Source organism: Saccharibacter sp. 17.LH.SD (assembly GCF_009834805.1).
Lineage (GTDB): Bacteria > Pseudomonadota > Alphaproteobacteria > Acetobacterales > Acetobacteraceae > Saccharibacter.
On sequence record NZ_WVHO01000009.1, the window covers coordinates 187,314 to 211,695 of the forward strand.

The window sequence follows — 24,382 nt, forward strand, 5'->3', positions numbered from 1 at the left end:
CTTCCTTCCGAAGTGCTCGAGTTCTTAATAAAGAACGCCAGAACAGTGATTGTTCAGCGTTTCAGGCCACATGGTGTCATGCCGAATTCTCGTCATCATCGCCATGCCGTCCGAAATGCTGTCCCTGTCTCTGGTGTATTGAAAAACTAATGATTATTCTTCCGGAGGAAGACGATATGTTCGATTATTATCGTAAAGAAATTGAGTGGGCGGGCCGTCCCCTTATTCTTGAGACAGGGAAAATAGCGCGTCAGGCAGACGGTGCTGTGATGGTGACCTATGGGGATACCGTGGTGCTTTGCACGGCTGTTGGTGCGAAGTCGGTTAAGCCAGGGCAGGACTTTTTCCCATTAACGGTTAATTATCAGGAAAAAGCGTATGCTGCTGGGAAGATTCCTGGTGGTTTTTTCAAACGTGAAGGCCGTCCTTCTGAGGCAGAGGTTCTGACCGCACGTTTGATTGATCGTCCAATTCGTCCGCTTTTCCCAGAAGGGTTCCGTAATGAGGTTCAAATCGTTGCGACGGTTTTGAGCCATGATATGGAAAATGATCCTGCTTTGGTGGCGATGATTGGTTGCTCCGCAGCGTTGACTCTTTCAGGTATTCCTTTTTTCGGACCGGTGGCTGCAGCACGTATCGGTAAATTGAATGGGAAGCTGGTTCTCAACCCAACATTGAAAGAGACAGAAGAAAGTTCTCTGGATCTCGTTGTGGCAGGAACATCTGAGGGTGTTCTGATGGTTGAATCAGAAGCCAAAGAGTTGCCAGAAGAAGAGATGCTTGAAGCCGTCATGATGGGGCATACGGCTTTCCAACCGGTGATTGATGCGATCATTTCGTTGGCTGAGCATGCTGCCCGTCTGCCATGGGACTTGCCAGAAACGTCGAAGGAAGAGATCGCGCTGCGTAAGCGTGTTGATAAAGTCGGCAATAAGTTGATGGCAGAAGCTTACAAAGAACGTCGTAAGCAGTCTCGTGTAGAGAAGGTTTCTGAAGCAAGAGAGCGTATTGCGGAGATTCTGGAAGAAGAGGGTTTTGATCCAGAATTAGCGAAGCCGCTTATTAAGGAATTGGAAGCGCAAGTTGTGCGCGGGGCCGTTCTTAAGACGGGGACGCGTATTGACGGTCGGGATTTAAAAACAGTCCGTCCGATTGTAGCCGAAGTAGGTATCCTACCGCGTACACATGGCTCTGCGCTCTTTACGCGTGGTGAAACCCAAGCGCTTGTGGTTGCAACGCTGGGGACGGGACAGGATGAGCAGGTTGTTGATGCTCTTTCCGGAGAGTATCGCTCGCGCTTTATGCTCCATTATAATTTCCCTCCTTATTCCGTTGGTGAATGCGGTCGCATGGGGTCGCCAGGGCGTCGTGAAATCGGGCATGGTAAACTGGCATGGCGTGCGTTGAATCCTCTTCTGCCATCTAAGGAAATTTTCCCTTACACGATGCGCGTGGTATCGGAGATTACCGAGAGTAACGGGTCTTCTTCCATGGCAACGGTTTGTGGCACGTCACTGGCGTTGATGGATGCGGGTGTTCCTCTTCCGCGGCCTGTAGCTGGTATTGCGATGGGGCTTATTAAGGAAGAGCGTGGCTTCGCTGTTTTGACGGATATTCTAGGAGATGAGGATCATCTCGGGGATATGGATTTCAAAGTGGCAGGAACGTCTGAAGGTGTGACAGCGCTTCAGATGGATATTAAGATTACGTCCATCACACCTGAGATTATGCAGATTGCTCTTGAGCAGGCACGTGAAGGCCGCTTGCATATTCTTGGTGAAATGAGTGCAGCTCTGACAGAGGGGCGTACTAAGATTTCAGGTCATGCGCCTAAAATCACAACAATGACTGTCGCGAAGGAAAAAATTCGTGATGTCATTGGATCTGGCGGGAAAGTTATTCGCGAGATTGTTGAAACTTCTGGGGCAAAGGTTGATATTGCCGAAGACGGGACTGTGACCATTGCTGCGGCTAATGATGAGCAGGCTCAGAAGGCTATTAGTCGTATTGAAGCGATTGTAGCTGAACCAGAGTTAGGCCGTATTTATGACGGAAAAGTCGTAAAAACAGCTGATTTTGGTGCATTTGTTAACTTCCTCGGACCGCGTGATGGTTTGGTGCATATTTCCGAACTGGCTGCGGGACGTGTGGGACGTACGACAGATGTTGTGAAGCAAGGTGACGCTGTGAAGGTAAAAGTCATTGGTTTTGATGACCGTGGTAAAGTGAAACTTTCCATGCGGGTTGTTGACCAGGAGACGGGTGATGATATCTCTACAAGTGTAGGAGATAAGCCCGGCCGCGCACGTCGTGATGCCGAGTAGTGAGTTGAAAGGGCAGGCTCTTCTGCCCTTTTTGAGTTATTTTGACTGAGTTGTAGGGACATCTGACCTCTATGAAGTCGATCAATACCATCCGTTTTTCTGGGCGAGATGTGTTGCCCCTGATCGAAGGGGGTAAGGGTGTTTCTGTCTCTACGGGGATTTCTGCCGGTCATTGGGCTGCAGCAGGCGGTATAGGGACAATTTCTGCTGTTAATGCAGATAGTTATGACCAAGAGGGAAACCTCATAGCGCAAGTTTATCACGGCCGGACGCGCCGTGATAAACAGGAAGAGCTCATACGCTACGCGATTGACGGTGGGATTGCTCAGGCGCGTATAGCGCATGAAATAGCCGGTGGTCGTGGGCGCATCCACGCGAATTTTATGTGGGAAATGGGGGCCGCTGAGCAGGTCATTACAGGCATTCTAGAAGGGGCTCCAGGGCTCATTCAGGGGCTGACATGTGGCGCTGGTATGCCTTATAGGCTTTCCGAGATTGCGGCTCGTTTTGGAGTTCATTACTACCCGATTGTTTCTTCTGCACGGGCTTTTAACGCCCTATGGCGGCGCTCTTACTCGCGTACAGCAGAGTTGTTAGGCGGTGTCGTTTATGAAGATCCGTGGAGAGCAGGCGGGCATAATGGCCTTTCCAACACAGAAGATCCTCTGAAACCTGAGCAGCCTTATCATCGTGTTGTAGAGCTCCGAAAAGTTATGAATCGGTATGGGTTGGACCATGTGCCGATTATCATGGCCGGTGGGGTTTGGCATTTGGAAGAATGGTCGGACTGGTTGGATAATCCAGATATCGGCTTAATTGCTTTTCAATTCGGAACACGACCACTCTTAACGCAGGAAAGTCCGATTCCGCTGGCGTGGAAAAAGCGATTGATGACCTTGAAGAAGGGAGATGTTTTTTTAAACCGTTTCTCTCCAACTGGGTTTTATTCGTCGGCCGTTAATAATTCATTCTTGCAGGAATTGCGTGAGCGGTCTGAGCGCCAGGTTGCTTATCGTCGTTCTGAGGAAGATGAATTTAATGTTTCGCATCATGTTGGAGTACGTAGACGTCAGGTTTTTTTGAGAGGGGAAGACCAGCAGCGTGTGCTTCAGTGGGAGCAGGCTGGTTTTTCTGAAGCGCTTCGAACTCCAGATGAGACGCTCATTTTTGTAACACCTGAACAAGCTCGGCAGATCTTAAAAGATCAAGCGAGTTGTATGGGGTGTCTGTCTCAATGTCGTTTCTCGAATTGGAGCCAAAAAGGACCAACTTACACGACAGGTCAGCCTGCGGATCCACGTTCCTTCTGTATTCAAAAAACTCTTCAAGAGATTTCTCATGTAGGAGAGGTTGACGAAGCCGAAGGAGAACGGATTGTTGACCATAATTTGATATTTGGTGGAACGAGCGCTTGGCGCTTCCGGGAAGATCCATTTTATGCAAATGGCTATGTTCCTACGGTAAAAGAGCTCGTTGATCGAATTATGATAGGGAAATAGGGCTTTTATTGTAAGTTCTGTTTTTTAGAAGGGGGATGTATCACAATGGTACATCCCTTTTTTATGGGAATATTAAATAAGAGCGAGTTCCGCTAACCGTGCACGCAATGCCGGAGGAAGAAGAGTCGCGCCCGTTTGCTGTGAATGGTTGTCTGATAGATCGGGAGGGGCGTCTTCAGGATTAAAATAACGCCATCCTTGGAAGGCCCTCATAGGGCGAGGCTGAACGTCAATGACCTCATCAGAAACGAGGATGAGGGTTCCTTTGTGGTTGTCGTCGCGTGTATATTCATCAAATCCGATGATCGGTTGGCGGCAGAGGATCAGCCCGTTCATGACACGGTAGATGGATCCGCCTTTGAGGATGTCATCAGCACGTTTGGGCATCGTGCGTGTGCGTACATAGCCATGTCCGTTGATTCGTTCGACTTTTAGCTCATCTCTCAAAGCATCAGGTGTCGTGCATCCGACGGCCAGTTTGATCATGTGCAGCATGATCATGTGTCCTTATTGGTTATAAGACTAAACGGGAAAGAAGAGCCTCCAGACGCAATCGTCCCTCTAGAGTCGCTTTAAGACATTGGCCATCATAAAGGAGATAATCCTCCTTTATACAGGCGTTCAGGATATCTAAGTCGAGGCAGCTTTCAAGGGTTTTCCCTGTTCGGGTGTGGAATGCATCGGTTTGAATGCCGTCGCGTAATCTTAGCCCCATGAGTAAAGCTTCTTGCCCACGTATATCAGAGGATAGAGGAAGCTCTTCACGTGTTCCATGGCCATGCTGCTCGACCAACGTAGCCCACGCTTCTGGTGCTCTATGGCAACGGGCGGCAAGCAGCGCTGAGTTAAGCGAGAGACGACTATGGGCACCTGGGCCAATCCCGAGATAGTCACCATAATGCCAATAGGTTAGGTTATGGCGACTTTCTGCGTGTGGTTGAGCATAATTAGAAATTTCGTAACTTTCTAAACCATAACGTGCCGCTTCTTCCCTTGTTTTTAGATAGAGCTGTGCGGCTAGATCATCTTCTGGAAGGATGAGGTCGCCTCTTTGATGAAGTGTTTCGAATTGCGTTCCGGGTTCAATAGTGAGTTGGTAGAGGGAAAGATGGTCTGCAGCGAGATCCAGCGCCTGCCGTAATTCGTTCTGCCAATCCTGCATTGTTTGATGCGGACGCGCATAGATGAGGTCAAACGAAAGGCGAGGGAAAATAGAACGCCCAAGTTCAAGGGCCTCTATGGCTTGATGACTATTATGCTGCCGACCTAAAGATTTAAGCGTGTCATCGCGAAGGCTTTGTACCCCCAAAGAAAGGCGATTAACGCCGGCTTGTCGGAAGGCTTTGAACTTATCAGCTTCTACGCTGGTGGGGTTTGCCTCGAGGGTGATTTCAAGATCATTGACGCATGAAAAATGACGCTGAGCATCGTTAATAAGTGCGGCAACAGTGTCGGGGGACATAAGAGATGGTGTGCCCCCACCGAAAAAAATAGATCCTAGGAGACGGCGGCCCGTCTGATTAAGACGGGTCGCCTGGTAGGCTAATTCTGTGCGTAACGCCTGAGAGAAACGTTCCTGAGGGATGGTTTCTCGAACATGCGAGTTAAAATCACAGTAAGGACATTTTGAAAGGCAAAATGGCCAGTGAATATAAAGTGCAAGTGGTTCAGGCACGGTATTTAAATAGCTACCCTCACTCCGAATTCCATCACGCGTTCTGGTGGGATACGGAAGAACTCGGTGATTGGTGTTGCGTTATTGAGAAGATAAAGGAAGACCCACATACGCCAAAGCGACATTTTCGGAACTTTGGAGCGGAAAACAAGATCATGAGAGGTGAAATAAGACGCCTGGATCGGGTCGAATTCGATCTCTTTGATCGCTGAAAGTGCCAATGGAAGGTTAGGCATCTCCATGAATCCATAACGGACGATGATGCGGCATATTCCAGGAGCGAGCTCCTTAAAGGTGAGGCGCTGATCCGGGGCGACATAAGGCTGGTCGAGTGTTTGAACCGTGACAAAAAGAATTTTGTCATGGAGCACTCGGTTGTGCCGTAGATTATGGAGAAGGGCGCTTGGCACAACTTCCGGATCGGCTGCGAGGAAGACAGCCAAGCCCGGAACACGTGTTGTTTTAGACTGGGTAAGACGTGTTAAAAATGACGCAACAGGCACGGCATCTGCGCGCTGCCGCTCACGAATGAGCTGCCGACCACGTTGCCAGGTCGTCATGATGATGGTGCTGGCGATGGCAATGGAGAGAGGGACCCAACCACCATCTGGAATTTTAAGGACGTTTGCTGAAAAGAAGATACCATCCAGAATGAAGAAAAAGCCGAAGACTATCCCCGTTTTAAGTGTTGTCCATTGGAAAACACGGCGGAAGACGACCATGGCCAAAACGCATGTGCAGAGGAAGGTCCCTGTAACGGCGATCCCATACGCAGAAGCAAGCGCTGAAGAAGAGCGGAACGCCAGAACAAGAATCACGGCGCCAACGGCGAGAATCCAGTTCAATGAAGGCATGTAAATCTGCGCTTCTTCGTGAGCATTCGTATGGATAATGCGCGAACGTGGGAGATAGCCGAGCTGAACAAGCTGACGGCATAAGGAGAAGCTACCAGAAATACCTGCTTGGCTGGCGATAATGGTCGCAAAAGTCGCGAGGATGAGCATGGGGATTTGACCCCAATGCGGGACAAGGTGAAAAAACGGATTTGCTAGCGTATTAGGATCATGAATAATTTGAGCGGCTTGCCCGAAGTAATTGAGCGTCAGCGCAGGGAAAACGAAGAAAAGCCAAACGTAACGGATAGGCGAGCGGCCAAAATGGCCCATATCCGCATAAAGCGCTTCAGCCCCTGTCACAGAAAGGACAACAGACCCTAAGGCCAAGAAGGAAAGGGTCCCATGTGTAAATATAAAATGTAAGGCAAGCCAAGGCGAAAGAGCCAAGAGAATCTTAGGATAATAGAAAATCCCACGGATTCCGAAAATCGCAATGGCAAAAAACCATAGAAGCATGACCGGTCCGAAGGCACGGCCAATTTTCCCTGTCCCCAGAGCTTGGGCCGCAAAAAGCCCGAAGAGAACAACCAGAGCAATAGGAATAATAAAAGGGCTGGCATCAGGTGCCGCGATTTCAATCCCTTCTACAGCCGAAAGGACGGATACGGCTGGGGTAATGATACTGTCGCCAAAGAAAAGGCAGGCCCCTGCGATTCCGACAAGTCCAAACACCCACCGGAAAAAAGACGTTTTACAGACACGTTGGGCAAGAGACATCAGAGCAATGATGCCACCTTCACCGTTATGATCAGCGCGCATGATGAGAATGACATATTTAATGGTCACAATAAGCATGAGTGCCCAAAATGTCAGACTGGTGAGGCCCATCACTTCCCACGCTTGCGCGGGGTGGCTTACCGAGCCAACCGTTTTGACAGATGACTGGAGTGCGTAGAGAGGGCTTGTACCAATATCGCCGTACACAACCCCAAGCACACCCAACATGGCACCAATCCCTTTGGGACGATTACTATGCTGGTCAGCTTCTTCTTGCGGAGGAAGACCGGTAGCATGACCAAGAGAGGTCGGATAAGTGGCTTCGGAGGATGCGTTCTTGAGGGACATGCCTTCCTGTTCAGACATGAGGGAAATCCTGTTGGCTACTGAGCCCGATCTATTAAGATAACGGGCAAGAAATCCCCTCTGCGGGGGCGTTTGGACATGTAAACTCAGGCTTCATGACAGCATTCATAAGAAGAATGCAAGCATCTTCCCGAATTTTACAAGGTTTTGTCTGTGGAGAAAGGAGGGCGAGTGCCAAAAATAGCACTTCCAACTCTTACAAGAGTTGCCCCTTCAGCAATAGCTTCTTCAAAGTCTGCGGACATTCCCATGGATAGTACTGTGAGACCATGACGGCGTGAAAGTGCGGTTAATGTACGGAAGTGGGATTGAGGATCTTCATGTTGGGGAGGGATAGCCATGAGTCCTTTCACATGAGAGCCAAAGCGTTTCAGGTTATTTTCAATAAATATATCAGCTTCTTGAAGTGGGATACCAAATTTTTGGGGTTCGTTCCCTGTGTTCACTTGGATTAGAAGCTCAGGAAGATGTCCTACTTTTTGAGAGGCTTTGTCGAGAGCCTCGCTGAGGGATGGGCGGTCAAGGCTTTCAATGACATCAGCAAGGCGGCACGCTTCGACGGCCTTATTGGTTTGGAGCCCACCTATAAGATGGAGCTTGAGATCTGGCCAGAGCTCACGGAGGGGGGGGAATTTACTCGCTGCTTCCTGAACGCGATTTTCTCCAAAGAGACGTTGTCCAGCTTGAAGAGCTGCTTCAACAGAGTCGCGCGGGTGAAATTTGCTCACCGCGACGAGGGAAATATCCGTTTCCGCCCGATGTGCCTTATGAGCAGCACGAGTGATTCGTTGTCGGATATCTTTTAGAGCGTGGGAAATGGTGTTCTCAGTCATAGCAGCAAGAAAACGCCATTGCGTTCAAGACGACAAGATGCAATTTCGGGAGAATGAGCACCATTTCTTCATCCCCATCTCGTTCGCGTTCCGTTTCCCGCAAAGGTAAACCTAAGACACCTCCTAGGGCTGCTGATCCAGTAAGGGATCTTGCCTTTGATATTATTCGTGGTGTTGTTGAGCATCGACGCATGCTTGAGACCACTTTGGAAAAGAGCTCGGTTGAAGAAGGGCGCGATCGAGCTGCAGGGCATCGTCTGGCTGCAGCGACCCTACGGCATATGGGAAGTATGACAGAGTTATTGCAGCCTTTGCTACGGCGCGAGCCTCCTGTCGCTGTACGTTGTGCTTTATTGATGGGGGTAGCACAGCTTTTATATTTGCAAACGCCTCCTCATGCGGCGGTCGGGACAATTGTCGATTTGCTGCATCGCCGTGGATTATCTCCTTTTGCGGGGCTTGCGAATGCTGTGTTGCGTCGCGTCTCTCAAGGAGGGCAGGAATTGCGTGAAGGGCTTGATGAAGCTCGCCTGGATGTGCCGTCGTGGTTGTGGAGTTCCTGGGGCTCGCGTGCGCGTGCCATAACGAAGGGGTTTTATCAGGAAGCCCCATTAGATCTGACCCTAAAATCTTCTGATATGAGGCCAGAGGAAGGGGACGTTTTACCAACGGGGACTCTGCGTCTTCCTCATGGGACACGTATCACGACGTTACCTGGCTTCACGGAAGGTTCTTTCTGGGCGCAAGATGTTGCCGCGACGATGCCCGTGCATTTGATGGGAAATGTACAAGGGAAGAAAATTGCAGATCTTTGTGCAGCACCTGGAGGAAAGACGGCTCAGCTCATCTGTGCAGGGGCGCATGTAACAGCCGTTGAGCGAGAGAATAAACGTGCTCATCGTTTGGAAGAAAATTTAAAACGATTGAAATTGACGGCAAAGATTGTTGCGGAGGACGCTATGACATGGCGCCCACACGAAGCACTTGATGCAGTATTGCTGGATGCGCCTTGCTCGGCGACAGGAACATTACGTCGTCACCCAGATGTTTTATGGATCAAGCGGCCACGGGATGTTCGTACTCTTGCGGAAGGGCAGAGTAAATTTATTGAGGCCGCTTATGAGATGTTAAAGCCAGGCGGTATGCTTCTTTACGCTGTATGTTCTCTGCAAGATGAAGAAGGGCCCGAGCGCATTCAAGAAGCCTTGGAAGATGGGAAATGGCGATTGGAGCCATTTACGGCGCAAGAGCTTACGATGATGCCAGAAGCGCTTACACCAGAAGGATTCTTCCGCACACATCCAGGCATGTGGGTTGAACATGGTGGAATGGACGGCTTTTTTGCGGCACGCCTCATTAAGTGTTGAGAAGGTAGGTTATCGAACGGTAGAACCGTTCGATAACCAGAAAACCACTTAGAGCCAAGGCGGCGTGGGCAGGTGCTTGCTTTTCAAAAATTCTGGGTTGAACAGTTTGGACTGATAGCGTGCTCCCCCATCACATAGAATGGTCACGATACGATGGCCTGGGCCGAGGCGGCGTGCAGTGCGTATTGCAGAGGCAACGTTAATTCCGGTTGATCCGCCAACAGAAAGCCCTTCATCCATTGTGAGGCTGAAGATTTGCTCTAGGGCTTCGGTATCTGGGATGCGTTCAGCGTGATCAGGAGCGCTACCTTCCAAATTAGCGGTAACGCGTGATTGTCCAATCCCTTCTGTAATGGAACTTCCGCTGACGCTGAGGTCATTCTGTGTGACCCAACCATAGAGGCCAGAACCTTCAGGGTCTGCTAAAACAATCTCAGGAGCTTTGGCTTTGTCTGTCTGTGCCTGTTCACGTAAACCGAGCGCCATTCCTGCGAGAGTGCCTCCTGTTCCGCATGAGCATGTAAAAGCATCGATATGGCCGTTCATCTGTGACCAAATTTCTCGCGCGGTTGTGAGACGGTGACCATCGCGGTTCGCTGTATTGTCGAATTGATTCGCCCAAAAGGCTCCTGTTTCTTCAGCGAGTCGACGTGAGACATGCACGTAGTTGCCTGGGTCTCGATAGGGTTTAGCCGGAACGAGCCGAAGATCGGCTCCGATCATACGGAGGAAGTCGAGCTTTTCTTTACTCTGTGTTTCTGGCACGACGATAACCGCTTTGCACCCCATTGCTTGAGCAACCAGTGTGAGGCCAATACCTGTATTGCCAGCGGTTCCTTCAACGACAGTTCCACCTTTTTTAAGGGCCCCACGCTTAAAAGCATCTTGGATGATCGCAAGTGCGGCACGATCTTTTACGGAGCCGCCTGGGTTCATGAACTCAGCTTTTCCATAAATATCGCAACCGGTAGCCTCGGATGCTTTACGCAAGCGGATAAGCGGTGTGTTACCAATAGCTTCAATCATGGAGGGATCAGGGGTGGGGTGTCCTACCTTTGTTAAAGGGCGTGCTGTGTAAGCGTTCATAACAAGTATCCCTGTTCACAATATCATGGTCTAGAGAGACCTTAACGTATGAGGTGGATGATGAAAAATATACTAGCAAAAGAAGCATGGCATTTTCTGGAACAGCATCCTGACGCAGTACTCATTGATGTAAGAACACCGCAAGAATGGGCTGCCGTTGGTTTCCCTGATGTGAGCACGTTAGGGCGTGAGGCCGTAGCTCTTACATGGAAGCCTGAAGAGGTAGAGGGCTTTCAGAAAGAGCTAGAAGAGCAGGTGTCTGATAAGAAGGCACCGTTACTTTTCCTCTGTCGTTCTGGCGTACGCTCCCATCACGCAAGCACGATTGCTTTGGGAGCGGGGTATGGAAATGTGACGAATATTATTGATGGTTTTGAGGATCGGCATGGCCCGGGGACTGGGTGGCGTGCTTCTGGGCTGCCGTTTGTAATTCGCTCTCTCGCGTAGAAAAAACTGGATAACGGTTTGTCAGAAACCGTTATCCGGCTCCTCTGTCGCATCATAATGTGGTGTTAAAATTGCGCACCACGGATAACGGCTATCGTAACTTGCGCCTTCTGCTGTACTGACGCGACCATTCGAGTCGGTAGGCACATGAGTCAGGGCAACGCTGTCATCAACATTGCCGCCAACGATGCTGAGTTCTTGCCCAAAAGGCGGAGCATTCTGCCCGGTAGTGACGACAATTCCGCAATGAGCGGGGAAGCCATAGGACGTCGGCAGCATAGAGAAGGTAACAGTGCGGCTACGCCCACGCCCGACACAGAGGATGTCTCCAACTTTCGGGGTGTATGACGCCGGATTCTGGGCTGTTATGCCCCAGTTTTGCCCACTGGCAGCAGCGTTAATATAGGTAGAGTGGTTAGGCGAGTAGGGGAAGCGGTCATTAGCACCGGCGACACGCATCACATAGGAAATGAAGGCCGCAGACCAAGCGTAGTTACCATCATGGACGGCATTGAAAAGGCGTCCTTCGCCATCTGTCCGGCCTGTCCAATGGCTTTCATTCTCTCCAGGGTCTTGCCCAATCCACCAATATTCCCCCACGCGTTGCCAAAGCCCGGGCAGGCGTTCCGGTTTCATGGCTGGGCTGCTTGGGTCAGGGCGGTCATGAGGGTCTTCATCAGCAACGGGCATGCCGAAGAGGCGCCACTCGCGCAGAGCTATTGCTGCGACATCTTGGCGGTTGAAAGGCGTGAAATTACGACTGGCGAAATCTGGCACGCGGTCATTATAAGCGAGCGTACCTGTCTGGCCATTCGCATATTGTACAGTAGGGGTAGACGCAGGATTCGTGCGTGGGGTGTAAGAACATCCTGCAAGAAAGAAAAGAATGATCGGTACGACAGCTGTTCGCTCAACAACACGTGAAACAGGCACGCTGCTCTCCTCAATTTGCCTATGATGCCTAATAAAAATTTACCAAGTAGGGTGAAGATTGTTCCTGTCAAACAATAAATCAACCTTCATACGGTTACATAAGAATAGTTTTGTGAATTCTTTTTGAAAAGGAGGAAGTAAAAATAATTTTTACCTCCTCCTGTCCGGTCACTGTCGTTTTGCAGTTTAGCTGCGTTCTGGCGGAGCCATGAAGGATGGAATAATAGGTTTGGGAACATGACGAGCCAGGATTGTATCCACGGCCTTTTTGTCTTCTTCCGTCAAGGACCATCCGAACACATCAGAAATACCGCTAATTTGTTCTGGCTTGCGTGCGCCCCACAAAGCGATGGTCGGGCCTTGGTCCAATACCCAGCGAATTGCGAAGACCATGAGGGACTTACCGCGGCGCTCTGCTACGGCTTTTAGTTCATCAACAGCGGCGAGATAATGCGAGAAATTCTCTTTTTGGAATTTGGGGTCACTCGCACGCAGATCACTCGCGGGGAAGGTTGTACTTGCGTTCATCTTCCCCGTTAAAAGGCCACGGCACAGCGGCCCGTAAGCAAGTAGAACAGCATGGTGCTTCTTGGCGTAAGGTAGGATATCTTTTTCGATATGGCGTTCAAAGATATTGTAGGGGGGTTGTACAGAGGAAAGTGGTGCGACTTCGCGGAAAAGATCCATCTGCTCGGGAGAGAAATTGCTCACCCCAAGAGCACGAATTTTGCCCTCTTTATGTAATTTTTGAAGCTCGCGAGCTGATTCCTCAATAGGTGTTTTGCTATCAGGCCAGTGGATCTGCTCTAGATCAATGGTATCGACGCGAAGGCGGCGGAGGGAGTCTTCCACTTCCTTACGAATACGTGCGGGGGTTGAGTTACGGAAAGGTTTGTCATCTTTCCAGTCTAATCCCAGTTTTGTCGCCACGAACGCACGGTTAGGCTTTTCAGCTAAAGCACGGCCTACGATCTCTTCAGAGTGACCAAACCCATAAACAGGTGCGGTGTCGATCAGGTCAACGCCTTCATCAAGAGCGCGATGGATGGTGCGCACGGCATTATCATCATCGGGACCGCCCCACATCCAGCCACCAATAGCCCACGTGCCTAGGGCAACGCGTGACACTGGCTTTGGCAATCCGGGAATTTGAATGGTGTTTGTGTCCATGAGAACTTCTCCATCAATGAGAATGAGAATTCGTGTGTCTCAATATATGTGAACTTGATGAGAGGCTTATGCAACCAGGAACGATAGGTTTATGGTCTGCTATGAAGACGCGTTATACTAGCGTCATAAGACGTGGCTAAACCACTCTAACTTTCTGGCTATAGGAGAGATCACGATGACAGAGGCACAGGATACGACAATTCCAGTGACCGTTTTGACGGGATTTTTGGGAGCGGGGAAAACAACCCTTCTTAACCATATCCTTACGGCAGATCATGGGAAAAAATACGCCGTTGTGGTGAATGAGTTTGGCGAACTCGGAATTGATAATGACCTTGTGGTTGATGCCGATGAAGAAGTGTTCGAAATGAACAATGGTTGCATCTGTTGCACGGTTCGCGGGGATTTAATTCGTATTTTAGGGAGCTTGCTTCGTCGCCGGAAACGGTTTGACGGGATTATCGTTGAAACAACTGGTCTTGCAGACCCTGCTCCTGTAGCGCAGACTTTTTTTGTTGATGAAAATATTCGCCAAAAGGCGCGTTTGGATGCTGTTGTAACAGTTGTTGATGCTGTTAATGCGATGAAGACCTTTGAGGAAAGTCACGAGGCGATTCATCAAGTGGCCTTTGCTGATGTCATTATTTTGAACAAGTGTGACTTAGTTGATGACGCCGCTCGTAAAGAAATTCGTGACAAGGTGCGCGCTATTAACGCTGTGGCGCATATTCATGAAGCCGAGCGTGGGAATGTTGATTTAAGCGATATTCTTGATCGGGGTGGGTTTGACCTTCAGCGTGCTTTGACGACGATGCCCGATTTTTTGGAAAACGAACATCATTCGCATGAAGAGGATGTGACGAGTCTTGCCTTCACAGTGAAGGAACCGTTGGATGAAGAACGTTTCCAAGCCTGGATTTCCGCAATTTTGCAGGAACAGGGGCCTGATATTTTACGGGCAAAAGGGATTTTGTATTTTAAGGATGAGAAAGAACGTTTTGCCTTCCAAGCGGTTCATATGATGGCGAATGGTGATTTCATTGGGCCTTTTAAGGAGGGAGAACCAAAAGAGTCACGTTTAGTTTTTATTGGGCGTAATCTGAATCGCCCGCGTTTGCGTCGTGGTTTTGAAGGGTGTGTTGCTTTATGATGAAGGAAGCAATGCGAAAAACGCTTCTAGAAACGCGTGGTGCGGAGCGTTGTTTTGAGAGCCCGATTGTTGGTGTGACAGCAACGCGGGATGGTACATCTCTGGCTGCTATGACAGCCGATGGTGAAGCGGTCCTCTTTGTGCGAGATGTGTTGCATCAGCCAGACCAATGGCGTGTTACACAAGTTCATGATGGGGCGTTAAGATTGGTGCAAGACTGTCACACTGATAGTTTTCTTAGTGGCGGAGAAGATGGTCGTGTTGTGAGGTTTTCTGCAGAAGGTTCGATAACGGAGCTGTATAAAGGGCGTGCATGGATTGATTGTCTTGCGAGCACGACGACGCATTTTGCGTTTTCGTGTAAAAAAGAGGTCATGTTGCGCAATGCAGAAGGGCACGAAAATTTCAAAACGTTAGAGCATCCATCGACTGTTAGTGGACTTATGTTCGATGCGAAGGGCCGTCGTTTAGTCGCATCGCATTATAATGGTGTGTCACTATGGTTTGTGAATTCTAAGGAGTCGACCGCGCGTTCTTTAGAATGGAAGGGTAGTCATATTGGGGTGTGTATGCATCCAGGTGGTGAAGCCGTTGTAAGCAGCATGCAAGAGAATGAACTGCATGGATGGCGTTTACCCGATGGCCACAATATGCGGATGAGTGGGTATCCTAAACAAGTTCACTCTATGGCGTTTACGCGCAGTGGGCGTTGGCTTGCGACCACTGGTGCGGATGCCGCTGTTCTATGGCCATTTTTTGGAGGAGGACCAATGGGGAAAGCGCCGGCAGAGCTGGCACGCCTTCCCGGGGTGTTTTCAACGGCTCTCTCCGTGCATCCCAAAGAGGATCTTCTCGCTATTGGGTATGATGATGGAACGGTCTTGCTTGCTGAAATTGAGGGTAAAGAAGCTCGCGTTTTACCAATCTGCAACGGCCATCGTAGTGGCGGCGTTCAACGAGGGGAAATTACGTCCCTGGCTTTTACTCCGCAAGGAGGCACATTAATTTTCGGTACCGAAGGTGGTTATGTTGGGGCTATCAATTTGGCTGCGTAATGATTTTCTATTCAAGCCGTCAAAAATTTTAATGTTCGGCCTTCCAAATGAGAGGGCTGGAGTCTTTTAATCTTGTCGGGGGAGTTTTTTGTAGGGTTATTTGCGAATGGGGGGCAGCTTATGGATTACTTCCGTAAGCTGCTATAATTTTTAGATATCAGTTTTTCTCTCTTGTAGTTGCTCTTTTAGAAAAAAGGCGATGGTGTCAAATGCTTGAACCGCAGCAGTCAAGATACCGGACAACTCAATAAAACCATGGATCATGCCCGGAAAATTACGATGAATGATAGGAACATTGGCGGCTTCAAGGCGGTTGGCGTATTCCACGCCTTCGTCATGTAGGGTGTCGAGTGATCCTGTGAGTAACAATGCGGGAGCGACACCTTCTAGTGTGTCAACGATGATGGGAGATGTAAGCCATGTATCGGCTTTTTTTTCATCATCAATATATTTATCTAAAAAATACGTTAGCGCTTCTTTAGTAAGAGGCGGAATGCTACCGTTTCCTGAACGAGATGCGTAGTTTCTAAGCGGTAGTCGTATATCGACTGAAGGGTAAATGAGCACTTGTGCACGGAGAGGAATTTTTTTATCACGCGCCTCGATTGCTGTTACCGCAGAAAGGCTGCCGCCGGCACTATCTCCGCCTACAGCGAGACGTTGTGAATCAATTCCGAGAGCAGAGGCATTTTTATAAATCCAATGGAATGCAGATAAGCAGTCGTCCGTGCACGCTGGAGCCTTATGCTCTGGAGCAAGGCGGTATTCAACAGAAATAACGACACAATCAGACCGTGATGCAATTTGACGACAAATACGATCATGTGTCTCGATACTTCCAATTACCCAGCCACCGCCGTGAATGTAAATTAATGCAGGGGCATTTTCTGTCATTGCTCCTGTAGGCCGATAGAGGCGTAGAGGAATATCGCCTAATGGACCGGGGGCAACGAGATCTTGTGTAGACGCCATCGGTATAACGGGTCCACCAAAAACAGGCCCTGTTTTAAGTGAGGTGAGACGTAGTTCTTCTACTGTTTGTGATTCAAGAGGTGGGCTGTGTTGTTCTTTACGGAGTGCTAAAAACTTCTGAACTTCCGGCGAGATAAACATTTTGACTTCTCCTTATAATATGGGAGGCTAAAACATATTCATAAAATGAATAGTTATTTTTTCTTAATAAAATTAAAAAGCCAGTAATAGCGTTTTATAATTTATTAGGTAAATAGAAGAATTGTAAGCAATAAAAATGGAAATATCGGAAGGTTTGTATGAAGGGCATGTTAAATGGAATTGATAGAAAAAGGAACATATGCACGCTTCTCTACGAATGATGGCGTGATGCGCCTGAGAATCTACAGAAGCTAATTTAACAACGTCGTTATCTAGGACTCTTCGTGGGTTTCAGTATGTTTTTTCTTTGCAGAGTGAGACTTTTCAAGTGCTCTATCCTGTGTCTCCATGAAACGGTCTGCTAGGCTACCATAAAGTGAGTGAGGACATACCATTCGCGAAACGCCGAAAGCTAAGAATGATGTAGCCATAAGGGCAAGAGTGACCTGCTGATTGTCACACATTTCCATGACAATGACGGTCGCGGTAAGAGGGGATTGAACCACACCGCAGAAATAAGCCACCATTCCGAGAAGAACGACGGCACCGGGTGCTGTATGAGGGAGGAATTGGGCCACCCAACCGCCAATGGCCGCACCGATTGACAGAGAAGGTGCAAAAAGCCCGCCGGGGATACCAGAGCAGTAAGAAACAATGGTGGCGAGATATTTCAGAATAAAAAATGAAGCAGGGTAATGTTCTTTTCCCAAAATGATGGCGTGTGCCTGCTCATATCCTGTGCCGTAGGTCGCTCCTCCTGAGATAAGACCAATAATGGCCAATATCAGGCCACATAATGCGGCAAAAGCAATCGGCCGCTCGCGTGTAAAGCGTCCTAAGTGACCTGGGATACCGCGTGCCGCTCGGCCGAGAATGGCGGAGAATAGCCCTCCGCTTAATCCGCCAAGAACGCCACAGGCAAGAACAGCAATCCACGCTGTGCCGATGGGAACATCAACGGTTGTATGACCGAAATAGGTGTAATTCCCCACGAGGGCGATAGCCGTAACACCGGAAAGAACAACACCTGTTAAGGCCGTGCCGGAAGCGCGTTGTTCAAAGGAATGTGATAATTCCTCAATGGCAAAAACAATGCCTGCGAGTGGTGTGTTAAAGGCAGCTGAAACTCCAGCCGCTCCCCCAGCTAAAATCATGCCACGTCGAGCAGAAACGTTTGCATGTCCCATAAAACGTGAAAAAGCATGCATAATAGCAGCCCCCACCTGTACAGTGGGGCCTTCGCGGCCGATGGAAGCACCACAGAGGAGGCCAAGTGTTGTTAAAATAACCTTACCAAAGGCGGTACGCAGCGCGAGGATACGGTTAACGAGGGAAAAGTTTTCGATGTGCAGTGTTGCGATGACCTGTGGGATACCGGATCCTTGCGCTCCTGGGAAAAAACGCCGCGTTAGCCATGTTGAAAGGGCGAGGCCTGCTGGCGCGACAAGTAACATAATCCAAGGATGCCATAGCATCAGATGATGACATAGCTGGCTTGCTTTATTAGCAGCTGCGGCGAAGCTGATAGCGACGACGCCGACCATAATTGCAGCAGCCCAGCAGATAAGTGTTCGTCGCCAATGGGTTGTGCGTGTTCGGGCAGTGCGTCGAAGGTGCGTAATACGGTTGCGCCGCCGCATAGCATGGCGTGAGGGCGGTGGAGAAGAGTCAGAATCGGCCACAGGTCAGCTCTATCCAGGTGAGAGGCAACAACGGTGAAGAACACCTATCCTTGGCACCTGCCAGGAGAGTTCACGTAGGGTCAAGTCCCCCATGGCGTTAAACAAAGAGGACGAGACATAAAAGACACGGCTCAGTTTATCTCAGCTATGGGCGGTGGAAAGCACAAGAACGCCGTTTTGCCCTGGTTCGTGGCGTTTCGCCATATTCTCTGGTTCGACATGGATATGAATGGAGGTGGAGCCAATATGACGGCGAATGGCTGATTCAATGTGATCACAGATGTCATGAGCTTCTGTGATCTGCATTGTATCAGGGACAACAAGATGAAACTCGACGAAAAAGAGGGCGCCGACTTTACGCATGCGGAGGTCGTGCGCTTCAAGAGCGCCATGTCCATTCTGAGCGATAAGTGCACGTGTACGGTCGACTAGTTCTGGGGAAGGGGCCTCATCCATTAAGCCAGACATGGATTCACGCATCATGCCAAAGCCTGTCCAGAGGACATTGAGGGCAACAAGAGCGGAAAGAAGAGGGTCTAAGCCAGACCAATGGAGGACGGGAATAAGCGCAACCCCGATGAGAAGAGCGAGGCTTGCCCAGACATCAGATTGAACATGCTCACCAGCCGAGAGAAGAGCTTGTGATTTTTGCTTCTTTCCCGCGGTGATCATGATACGCGCCCAGATGAAGTTTATGATGCCCGCAAAAGCGTTAAGAGCTACGCCTCGTAATGGAGCATCAATGGATTTGGGATGGAAAGCGTCTTGTACGGCGATAAGAAGGATTCCAATAGCGGTTAGAACAACTAGAATGCCTTCAATGACAGCCCAAAAATATTCGGCTTTCCCGTGACCGTAAGGGTGGTTTTCATCTGCTGGGCGAGCCGCAAAAGAGACAGCCCATAATGTACCGATCGATGCAATAACATTCAGGATTGTTTCTATTGCATCGGAGAGAAGTGCTCCTGATCCCGAGACAGCATAGGCCGCATATTTGATGGCTAGGACCACGATGCTGACTACAATTGATAGTCGTGCGATGCGCAGACGAAGAGACGAATGATGATGATCAACGGGAATAGGCATGGTCACAGGTAATTGTTAATGCACATGATCGTGGGATAATGAAGACCCTTCTATAGAGCATGTACCGGTAGAACATGAGAGCGGATTCCCCTGTGTTTCAATCTGGAATGTGGGATGTTGAATGGAGAAGCGCTCCTGCAGCAATGTGCTGGCACGTCTCAGTAAGGTTTGTGTGGTGTGGGCGGCATCCTGAAGTGAGCTCGTTTCAGGGGGGGGGGGTTGTACCAAATGCACTGTTAATGCGGTTTCTGTCGTGCTCATGGGCCAGATATGGAGATGGTGAACGTCAGCGACATTAGGTAAAGCGCGTAATGCTGCTTCCACGTCGTGAACGTTAATCCCCGTTGGTACAGCGTCAAGAGCAAGCTCAAGAGATTGTGTAAGAAGAGACCATGTGCTCCAGATAATGAAGGAAGCCACAACGAGACTCACGATGGGATCGATAATATTATATCCCGTCAGTGTGATAAGGCCGCCTGCTATTACAACACTAAGGGCCATGAGGGCATCAGAAGCCATATGCAGGAAAGCCCCTCGCATATTAAGATCATGGCTTGCGCCACGCATAAAGAGCAGGGCCGTTCCGCCATTAATAAAAATACCGATAAGCGCAACAGAACTGACGGTTAGACCTTCCACATGTGCGGGATGGAATAAGTGGATGATAGCTTCCCAAATAATCCCACCTGTTACGAGAAGGAGGATAATGGCGTTTCCCAAGGCAGTGAGAATAGTGGCGCGCTTAAGACCATAGGTAAATTGTTGTGTAGGGGCACGTTTGGCCAGTATTTGCGCGAACCATGTGGCGGCCAAGCTTAAGACATCGGAAAGATTATGTCCTGCATCGGCAAGGAGCGAGAGGGAGTGGGACCAAAACCCCCAAGTGGTTTCCCCAATAATGTAAGCACTATTGAGGAGCATCCCGATAAGGAAAATAGCCCCGAAAGAGGCGGGGGTATGAGTGTGATGATGTCCAAATCCATGATGATGGTCGTGATGTGTATGGTCATCATCATGGTGATGATGTGCTTCATCATGATGAGAATGCGAAGCATGATCTGATGACGGAGAATGATTATGGCTGCTCATGACCGCATCCTAAGATAATGAAGGGGACAGATTAAGGGGAGTCAGATAAACAGGACTTATTAGGTCTCGATATAGAACGTGAGCTATTGTGCTTTCAATATGAAAGTGTGGATAGCCTCTTGATACAATTTGATGTGAGTCCTTAAAGAGTAAATTATGACAGAATCTTCTCATCACTCCTCCACAGAGAGCTCTTCCGCATCTGTGGAGTCTCCAGGCAAGGCATCTGAATCGTCGCGGGCTGGTCGCTTGGAAAATCGCTTCGAGTATCTTTTCTTTAGTACACGCTGGCTTATCGCTCCGATTTACGCCGGGCTTGCGGGGGGATTGCTGGTTGTTCTTGTAAAATTTGTCCAAATGCTCGTGCACTTATTGGTGCATTGTTGGCGCATGAGTTTCGACGATATGTCGATTGCCACGTTGGACCTGATTGATATGGCCTTGCTTGCGAACTTGCTCCTCATCGTTATGTTTGCAGGCTATGAAAATTATGTGTCGCGTCTCGATCTAAAAGATAATGAGGATTACCCAGCGTGGATGGGGCAAGTCACGTTCGGGGATATTAAAGTTAAGTTGATGGCCTCTATTGTCGCGATGTCAGCCATTCATTTGCTTGCGGATTTTTTACGTGTCGACACGATGACAAATCGTGAATTGGGGTGGAGTGTCGGCATTCATATGGCGTTTGTCATATCAGGCGTTCTGATTGCGATTATGGATCGCTTGACGGAGCATAAAGAAGAGAAAGAGGCGTCGTCTGAGCGAAAGAAACATTAATGATACGCCTTACGAATCTGTCACTTCCACTTGATCATACACCTGCCGATTTAGAAGCTGTTGTGTTGCGGCGTTTGGCGATTCCGGTAGAGCGGTTGTTGGATATATCGGTTTTCCGCAGAGGGCATGATGCCCGTAAGCGGGGGAATATCCAGCTTGTTTATACGTTGGATTGTACTGTTGAAAATGAAGAAGAGGTATTACGACGTCACGCACAAGACCAACATATTCGTTTAACGCCCAATATGCAGTGGATGCTGCCGTCTGTTTCGGCTTCTGCAAAAAATATACGTCCGGTGGTGATTGGCGCTGGGCCTTGTGGGCTCATGGCAGCGCTTGTATTGGCGCAGGCGGGGTTAAAACCAATTATTGTTGAGCGTGGCCGTGCGGTGCGTGACCGAACCGTTGATACTTTTGCGTTATGGCGGAAGTCGCTCTTTAACGCTGAGAGTAACGTTCAATTTGGAGAGGGGGGCGCTGGAACTTTTTCGGATGGGAAGTTGTATTCTGGTGTATCAGATCCGCGCCATCTCGGCAGAAAAGTATTACAAGAATTTGTAAAGGCTGGGGCGCCAGACGAAATTCTTTATCTCTCTAAGCCACATATTGGAACGTTTCGTTTAGTGACGGTGGTTCAGTCATTGCGGGCGCAAATTGAGGCGCTGGGTGGTGAGTATCGTTTTGAAACACGTGTTGATGGCATCGAGACAGAAGGGGATGGAGAGGCACGTCGTATTAAAGCGTTGAATCTGTCAACAGGAGAAACTCTTGCGGCTGAAGCGGTGATTCTCGCTGTTGGGCATTCAGCACGTGACACCTTTATGATGCTCCATGCGTTGGATGTGCCCATGCATGCTAAGCCATTCTCCATTGGTGTACGTATTGAACATCCACAATCCGTCATTGATAGTGCGCGGTTTGGCTCTCAAGCTGGGCACCCTTTATTGGGCGCGGCTGATTATAAATTAGTGCATCATGCTTCTTCAGGGCGAGGGGTTTATTCCTTTTGTATGTGTCCGGGTGGGCAAGTCGTTGCGGCAACATCGGAAGTTGGACACGTTGTGACGAACGGCATGAGCCAATATTCGCGTGCGGAACGGAATGCGAATAGCGGTATGGTGGTCGAAGTTAAACCGGGCATTGATTTTGCTGCTGAGCCCTTGGCAGGGATTTCGTTCCAGCGGAAATGGGAAAAAGCAGCGTTTGAAGCTGGGGGCGGCAATTATAAAGCGCCGGCTCAACGTGTCGGTGATTTTCTGGCAGGATGTGCATCAAGTGATTTAGGGGCGGTTGTGCCTTCTTATAAGCCGGGTGTCACACCGACAGATCTTTCTCTTTGTTTGCCCTCCTTTGTCGTGGAGGGGATACGAGAAGCTCTTCCGTTATTCGAACGGAAAATTCGTGGCTATACGATGGAGGACGCGGTGATGACGGGTGTGGAAACACGGACGTCATCACCCCTTCGTATAGACCGTGATCAGACGGGACAGAGCCCCCGCCTTCGTGGCCTTTTCCCGGCTGGTGAGGGAGCTGGCTATGCGGGGGGTATTTTATCCGCTGGGATTGATGGTATCCGAGTTGCTGAATGGCTTATTAAGTCACTGTGAGATGTGGTTGAGAGGGAGCGTTGTCTCTGGCTCCCCATCTTGAGAGTATGTTCCCCCTTATTCCTTAAAATTTGGGGAGCTTCCTTGGTTTTAAGGTCGTAATTCCCGCACTGACGGCGCTTGAACCGAGGACAAGGGCGATGGCGGAGATGGGAAGGGTCGCGACCGTAGGTCCTAAAACAGGGATAAGTTTACTGGCAAGTCCTTGCCCGATGGAGCCAAGAGCGTAACTGAGCCCCATGCCGAAGCTTCGCTGATCTGAGGGGAAGCGTTGAGCAAGATAATGTGGGACGAGTGCGAAAACGCCTGAGGCTGCGGCTCCCATAATAAACGCGGAAATTAGCAGGAAGCTCCAAGAAGAGGCACAGAGGAAAGGCCAAATGCTCAGCATGACGATGACAATGGCTGCTTGCATGATCCGTTCATCGCCGAAACGTTCTGCGAGGGTTCCGCAGAGTAATTTCCCCAGAAAAGACCCCAAGCAATAAAGGGTAATCGGCCAGAAGATCATCTGAGGGCTGAGATGATGGTTGCTTCGTAGAATGGTAGGGTAGAATGTGTAAATGGCGGCTTTCTGGAATTCCAAAAAAGACATAAGCGCAATGGCCTGCAGGGCGGCACCGCTCCAAGAAAAGCGTCGTCGTGTTTTAGGATACTGCGTATTTTTGTGGTGATTAGCGAGCCAAAGCGGGCTTTCTGGTACACCGATGCGAATAAAAATGGCGAGTAGAGCAGGAATTAGGCCGATGAAGAATAAAAGACGCCACCCATAATGAGGCAGTAAAAGGGCTTGTGTTGCGGCGGCTGCAAAATAGCCAATTTCGTAGCCTGACATCATGATGGCTGAAGCGATGGGGCGAAGCGTTGCAGGGACGCTTTCCATCAAGAGAGCGGCCGAGGCTGTCCATTCTCCGCCAAACCCAACGCCGAAACAAAATTGAACGATCATCAACATCCAAAGAGAATGTGATAATCCCGTCAAAGCAGAGAATAAGGCGAACCACACAATGCCCAGCATGAAAGCTGGTTTGCGTCCATAACGATCAGCGAGCCACCCCCAGGCCGTATTGCCAACAGCACGTCCAAGTGATTGCCCAAAGAGTACACCGCCGAGCAGAGAAATACTGCACCCTAAATCATGGGAAATATCAGGAAGAGTGAACATAAGGGTCGTTTGATCAAAAGCATCAAGAAACCACCCTAGAAATGAAGCGAGTGTGACTTGCCAGAAAGGGCGTAGTCCTTTGAGGGATGAAAAGGGGGAGGGGGACGCAGCTGTCATGGCACCTCGCTGGCAGAAAGAATACTTTCTGGAGAAGGAGAACAAGGGATGTATCGTAGGGCGGGAAAAGTTTTGTTATCCAAACAGTATTTATTTAGTCTTCTTTTTAAGGTTGTAAATACTATTTGTTAGAATGAATGGATTATCTCGTGTAGAGAAACAGGCACTATGTGACGAAGCCGCTCTGCTTATCTACCTTTCTTAGTTAATGAGAGAGCTAGTATAGAG

The 24,382-nt window shown here is 49.4% G+C and carries 20 protein-coding genes; 8 read left to right on the forward strand and 12 right to left on the reverse strand.

From position 1 onward, the window contains the following. The first annotated feature begins 176 nt into the window (after window positions 1-176). Together pnp and GS501_RS02200 are read left to right on the forward strand one after the other, a co-directional pair. Complete coding sequence (pnp, locus tag GS501_RS02195; protein ID WP_160830227.1) at window positions 177-2,324, forward strand: polyribonucleotide nucleotidyltransferase; 2,148 nt, start codon at window positions 177-179, stop codon at window positions 2,322-2,324. A 71-nt stretch (window positions 2,325-2,395) separates the two neighbouring features. Then, window positions 2,396-3,823 (forward strand): nitronate monooxygenase family protein, encoded by a 1,428-nt coding sequence (locus GS501_RS02200; RefSeq protein WP_160830228.1) that lies wholly within the window; start codon window positions 2,396-2,398, stop codon window positions 3,821-3,823. A gap of 72 nt (window positions 3,824-3,895) precedes the next feature. On the opposite strand, the gene GS501_RS02205 is transcribed toward GS501_RS02200, so the two are convergent. The 4 genes from GS501_RS02205 to GS501_RS02220 all read right to left on the reverse strand — a co-directional run bounded on the left by GS501_RS02205 (window position 3,896) and on the right by GS501_RS02220 (window position 8,310). After that, window positions 3,896-4,318, reverse strand: a complete 423-nt coding sequence (locus tag GS501_RS02205) for a DUF1489 family protein (RefSeq protein ID WP_160830229.1) — start codon at window positions 4,316-4,318, stop codon at window positions 3,896-3,898. A gap of 19 nt (window positions 4,319-4,337) precedes the next feature. After that, the gene (gene hemW / locus GS501_RS02210; protein ID WP_160830230.1) at window positions 4,338-5,498 is read right to left on the reverse strand and encodes a radical SAM family heme chaperone HemW; all 1,161 of its coding nucleotides are present in this window, start codon (window positions 5,496-5,498) and stop codon (window positions 4,338-4,340) included. A gap of 5 nt (window positions 5,499-5,503) precedes the next feature. After that, on the reverse strand, window positions 5,504-7,477 hold the full coding sequence (locus GS501_RS02215; RefSeq protein WP_160830231.1) for a potassium transporter Kup: 1,974 nt from the start codon (window positions 7,475-7,477) through the stop codon (window positions 5,504-5,506). A 137-nt stretch (window positions 7,478-7,614) separates the two neighbouring features. Beyond that, on the reverse strand, window positions 7,615-8,310 hold the full coding sequence (locus tag GS501_RS02220; RefSeq protein WP_160830232.1) for a YggS family pyridoxal phosphate-dependent enzyme: 696 nt from the start codon (window positions 8,308-8,310) through the stop codon (window positions 7,615-7,617). Between the two features lie 53 nt (window positions 8,311-8,363). On the opposite strand from GS501_RS02220, the gene GS501_RS02225 reads away from it, so the two are divergent. Continuing rightward, entirely contained in the window at window positions 8,364-9,677 is a 1,314-nt protein-coding gene (locus GS501_RS02225) for an RsmB/NOP family class I SAM-dependent RNA methyltransferase (protein ID WP_160830233.1), read from the forward strand. A 48-nt stretch (window positions 9,678-9,725) separates the two neighbouring features. Here GS501_RS02225 and GS501_RS02230 read toward each other — a convergent pair whose 3' ends face one another. Further along, complete coding sequence (locus GS501_RS02230) at window positions 9,726-10,703, reverse strand: cysteine synthase A (protein ID WP_237442406.1); 978 nt, start codon at window positions 10,701-10,703, stop codon at window positions 9,726-9,728. Between the two features lie 117 nt (window positions 10,704-10,820). Here GS501_RS02230 and GS501_RS02235 point away from each other — a divergent pair, with 117 nt between their 5' ends. Beyond that, window positions 10,821-11,210 carry a rhodanese-like domain-containing protein gene (locus GS501_RS02235; protein ID WP_237442370.1) on the forward strand — a complete coding sequence of 130 codons (390 nt, stop codon included), beginning with the start codon at window positions 10,821-10,823 and terminating at the stop codon, window positions 11,208-11,210. Window positions 11,211-11,231: 21 nt separating this feature from the next. Here GS501_RS02235 and GS501_RS02240 read toward each other — a convergent pair whose 3' ends face one another. Together GS501_RS02240 and GS501_RS02245 are read right to left on the reverse strand one after the other, a co-directional pair. After that, entirely contained in the window at window positions 11,232-12,143 is a 912-nt protein-coding gene (locus tag GS501_RS02240) for a DUF2272 domain-containing protein (RefSeq protein ID WP_160830236.1), read from the reverse strand. Window positions 12,144-12,329: 186 nt separating this feature from the next. Continuing rightward, window positions 12,330-13,313 carry an aldo/keto reductase gene (locus GS501_RS02245; RefSeq protein WP_160830237.1) on the reverse strand — a complete coding sequence of 328 codons (984 nt, stop codon included), beginning with the start codon at window positions 13,311-13,313 and terminating at the stop codon, window positions 12,330-12,332. A 175-nt stretch (window positions 13,314-13,488) separates the two neighbouring features. On the opposite strand from GS501_RS02245, the gene GS501_RS02250 reads away from it, so the two are divergent. Together GS501_RS02250 and GS501_RS02255 are read left to right on the forward strand one after the other, a co-directional pair. After that, on the forward strand, window positions 13,489-14,463 hold the full coding sequence (locus tag GS501_RS02250; protein WP_160830238.1) for a GTP-binding protein: 975 nt from the start codon (window positions 13,489-13,491) through the stop codon (window positions 14,461-14,463). 11 nt (window positions 14,464-14,474) lie between these two features. Continuing rightward, complete coding sequence (locus GS501_RS02255) at window positions 14,475-15,518, forward strand: WD40 repeat domain-containing protein (protein ID WP_160830661.1); 1,044 nt, start codon at window positions 14,475-14,477, stop codon at window positions 15,516-15,518. Between the two features lie 150 nt (window positions 15,519-15,668). On the opposite strand, the gene GS501_RS02260 is transcribed toward GS501_RS02255, so the two are convergent. The 4 genes from GS501_RS02260 to GS501_RS02275 form a co-directional block, all read right to left on the reverse strand. Then, window positions 15,669-16,631, reverse strand: a complete 963-nt coding sequence (locus GS501_RS02260; RefSeq protein WP_160830239.1) for an alpha/beta hydrolase — start codon at window positions 16,629-16,631, stop codon at window positions 15,669-15,671. 272 nt (window positions 16,632-16,903) lie between these two features. Next, window positions 16,904-18,271: a chloride channel protein gene (locus tag GS501_RS02265; protein ID WP_160830662.1), complete on the reverse strand. Its 1,368-nt coding sequence runs from the start codon at window positions 18,269-18,271 to the stop codon at window positions 16,904-16,906. Between the two features lie 183 nt (window positions 18,272-18,454). Beyond that, on the reverse strand, window positions 18,455-19,399 hold the full coding sequence (locus GS501_RS02270; RefSeq protein WP_160830663.1) for a cation diffusion facilitator family transporter: 945 nt from the start codon (window positions 19,397-19,399) through the stop codon (window positions 18,455-18,457). Between the two features lie 15 nt (window positions 19,400-19,414). Further along, a complete protein-coding gene (locus GS501_RS02275; protein ID WP_160830240.1) occupies window positions 19,415-20,488 on the reverse strand; it encodes a cation diffusion facilitator family transporter in 1,074 nt (357 codons plus the stop codon). Between the two features lie 156 nt (window positions 20,489-20,644). Between GS501_RS02275 and GS501_RS02280 the strand changes: the two genes are divergently transcribed. Both GS501_RS02280 and GS501_RS02285 read left to right on the forward strand, forming a co-directional pair. Next, on the forward strand, window positions 20,645-21,265 hold the full coding sequence (locus tag GS501_RS02280; RefSeq protein ID WP_160830241.1) for a TIGR00645 family protein: 621 nt from the start codon (window positions 20,645-20,647) through the stop codon (window positions 21,263-21,265). Continuing rightward, window positions 21,265-22,872 carry an NAD(P)/FAD-dependent oxidoreductase gene (locus GS501_RS02285; protein ID WP_160830242.1) on the forward strand — a complete coding sequence of 536 codons (1,608 nt, stop codon included), beginning with the start codon at window positions 21,265-21,267 and terminating at the stop codon, window positions 22,870-22,872. The genes GS501_RS02280 and GS501_RS02285 overlap by 1 nt, the downstream gene beginning before the upstream one ends. Window positions 22,873-22,936: 64 nt before the next feature. Here the strand turns inward: GS501_RS02285 and GS501_RS02290 are convergent, their stop codons facing one another. Next, window positions 22,937-24,154 (reverse strand): MFS transporter, encoded by a 1,218-nt coding sequence (locus tag GS501_RS02290; RefSeq protein WP_160830243.1) that lies wholly within the window; start codon window positions 24,152-24,154, stop codon window positions 22,937-22,939. Window positions 24,155-24,382 lie beyond the last annotated feature (228 nt).

What these genes read in the sequence shown, in the direction of transcription:
- GS501_RS02220 (WP_160830232.1), bottom strand. Translation starts at nt 8,310, where the DNA reads ATGACTGAGAACACCATTTCCCACGCTCTAAAAGATATCCGACAACGA.
- GS501_RS02285 (WP_160830242.1), top strand. Translation starts at nt 21,265, where the DNA reads ATGATACGCCTTACGAATCTGTCACTTCCACTTGATCATACACCTGCC.
- GS501_RS02245 (WP_160830237.1), bottom strand. Translation starts at nt 13,313, where the DNA reads ATGGACACAAACACCATTCAAATTCCCGGATTGCCAAAGCCAGTGTCA.
- GS501_RS02230 (WP_237442406.1), bottom strand. Translation starts at nt 10,703, where the DNA reads ATGATTGAAGCTATTGGTAACACACCGCTTATCCGCTTGCGTAAAGCA.
- GS501_RS02260 (WP_160830239.1), bottom strand. Translation starts at nt 16,631, where the DNA reads ATGTTTATCTCGCCGGAAGTTCAGAAGTTTTTAGCACTCCGTAAAGAA.
- GS501_RS02235 (WP_237442370.1), top strand. Translation starts at nt 10,821, where the DNA reads ATGATGAAAAATATACTAGCAAAAGAAGCATGGCATTTTCTGGAACAG.
- GS501_RS02280 (WP_160830241.1), top strand. Translation starts at nt 20,645, where the DNA reads ATGACAGAATCTTCTCATCACTCCTCCACAGAGAGCTCTTCCGCATCT.
- GS501_RS02200 (WP_160830228.1), top strand. Translation starts at nt 2,396, where the DNA reads ATGAAGTCGATCAATACCATCCGTTTTTCTGGGCGAGATGTGTTGCCC.
- GS501_RS02205 (WP_160830229.1), bottom strand. Translation starts at nt 4,318, where the DNA reads ATGCTGCACATGATCAAACTGGCCGTCGGATGCACGACACCTGATGCT.
- GS501_RS02225 (WP_160830233.1), top strand. Translation starts at nt 8,364, where the DNA reads ATGAGCACCATTTCTTCATCCCCATCTCGTTCGCGTTCCGTTTCCCGC.
- GS501_RS02275 (WP_160830240.1), bottom strand. Translation starts at nt 20,488, where the DNA reads ATGAGCAGCCATAATCATTCTCCGTCATCAGATCATGCTTCGCATTCT.
- GS501_RS02265 (WP_160830662.1), bottom strand. Translation starts at nt 18,271, where the DNA reads ATGCGGCGGCGCAACCGTATTACGCACCTTCGACGCACTGCCCGAACA.
- GS501_RS02250 (WP_160830238.1), top strand. Translation starts at nt 13,489, where the DNA reads ATGACAGAGGCACAGGATACGACAATTCCAGTGACCGTTTTGACGGGA.
- GS501_RS02255 (WP_160830661.1), top strand. Translation starts at nt 14,475, where the DNA reads ATGCGAAAAACGCTTCTAGAAACGCGTGGTGCGGAGCGTTGTTTTGAG.
- GS501_RS02215 (WP_160830231.1), bottom strand. Translation starts at nt 7,477, where the DNA reads ATGTCTGAACAGGAAGGCATGTCCCTCAAGAACGCATCCTCCGAAGCC.
- pnp (WP_160830227.1), top strand. Translation starts at nt 177, where the DNA reads ATGTTCGATTATTATCGTAAAGAAATTGAGTGGGCGGGCCGTCCCCTT.
- GS501_RS02290 (WP_160830243.1), bottom strand. Translation starts at nt 24,154, where the DNA reads ATGACAGCTGCGTCCCCCTCCCCCTTTTCATCCCTCAAAGGACTACGC.
- GS501_RS02270 (WP_160830663.1), bottom strand. Translation starts at nt 19,399, where the DNA reads ATGCCTATTCCCGTTGATCATCATCATTCGTCTCTTCGTCTGCGCATC.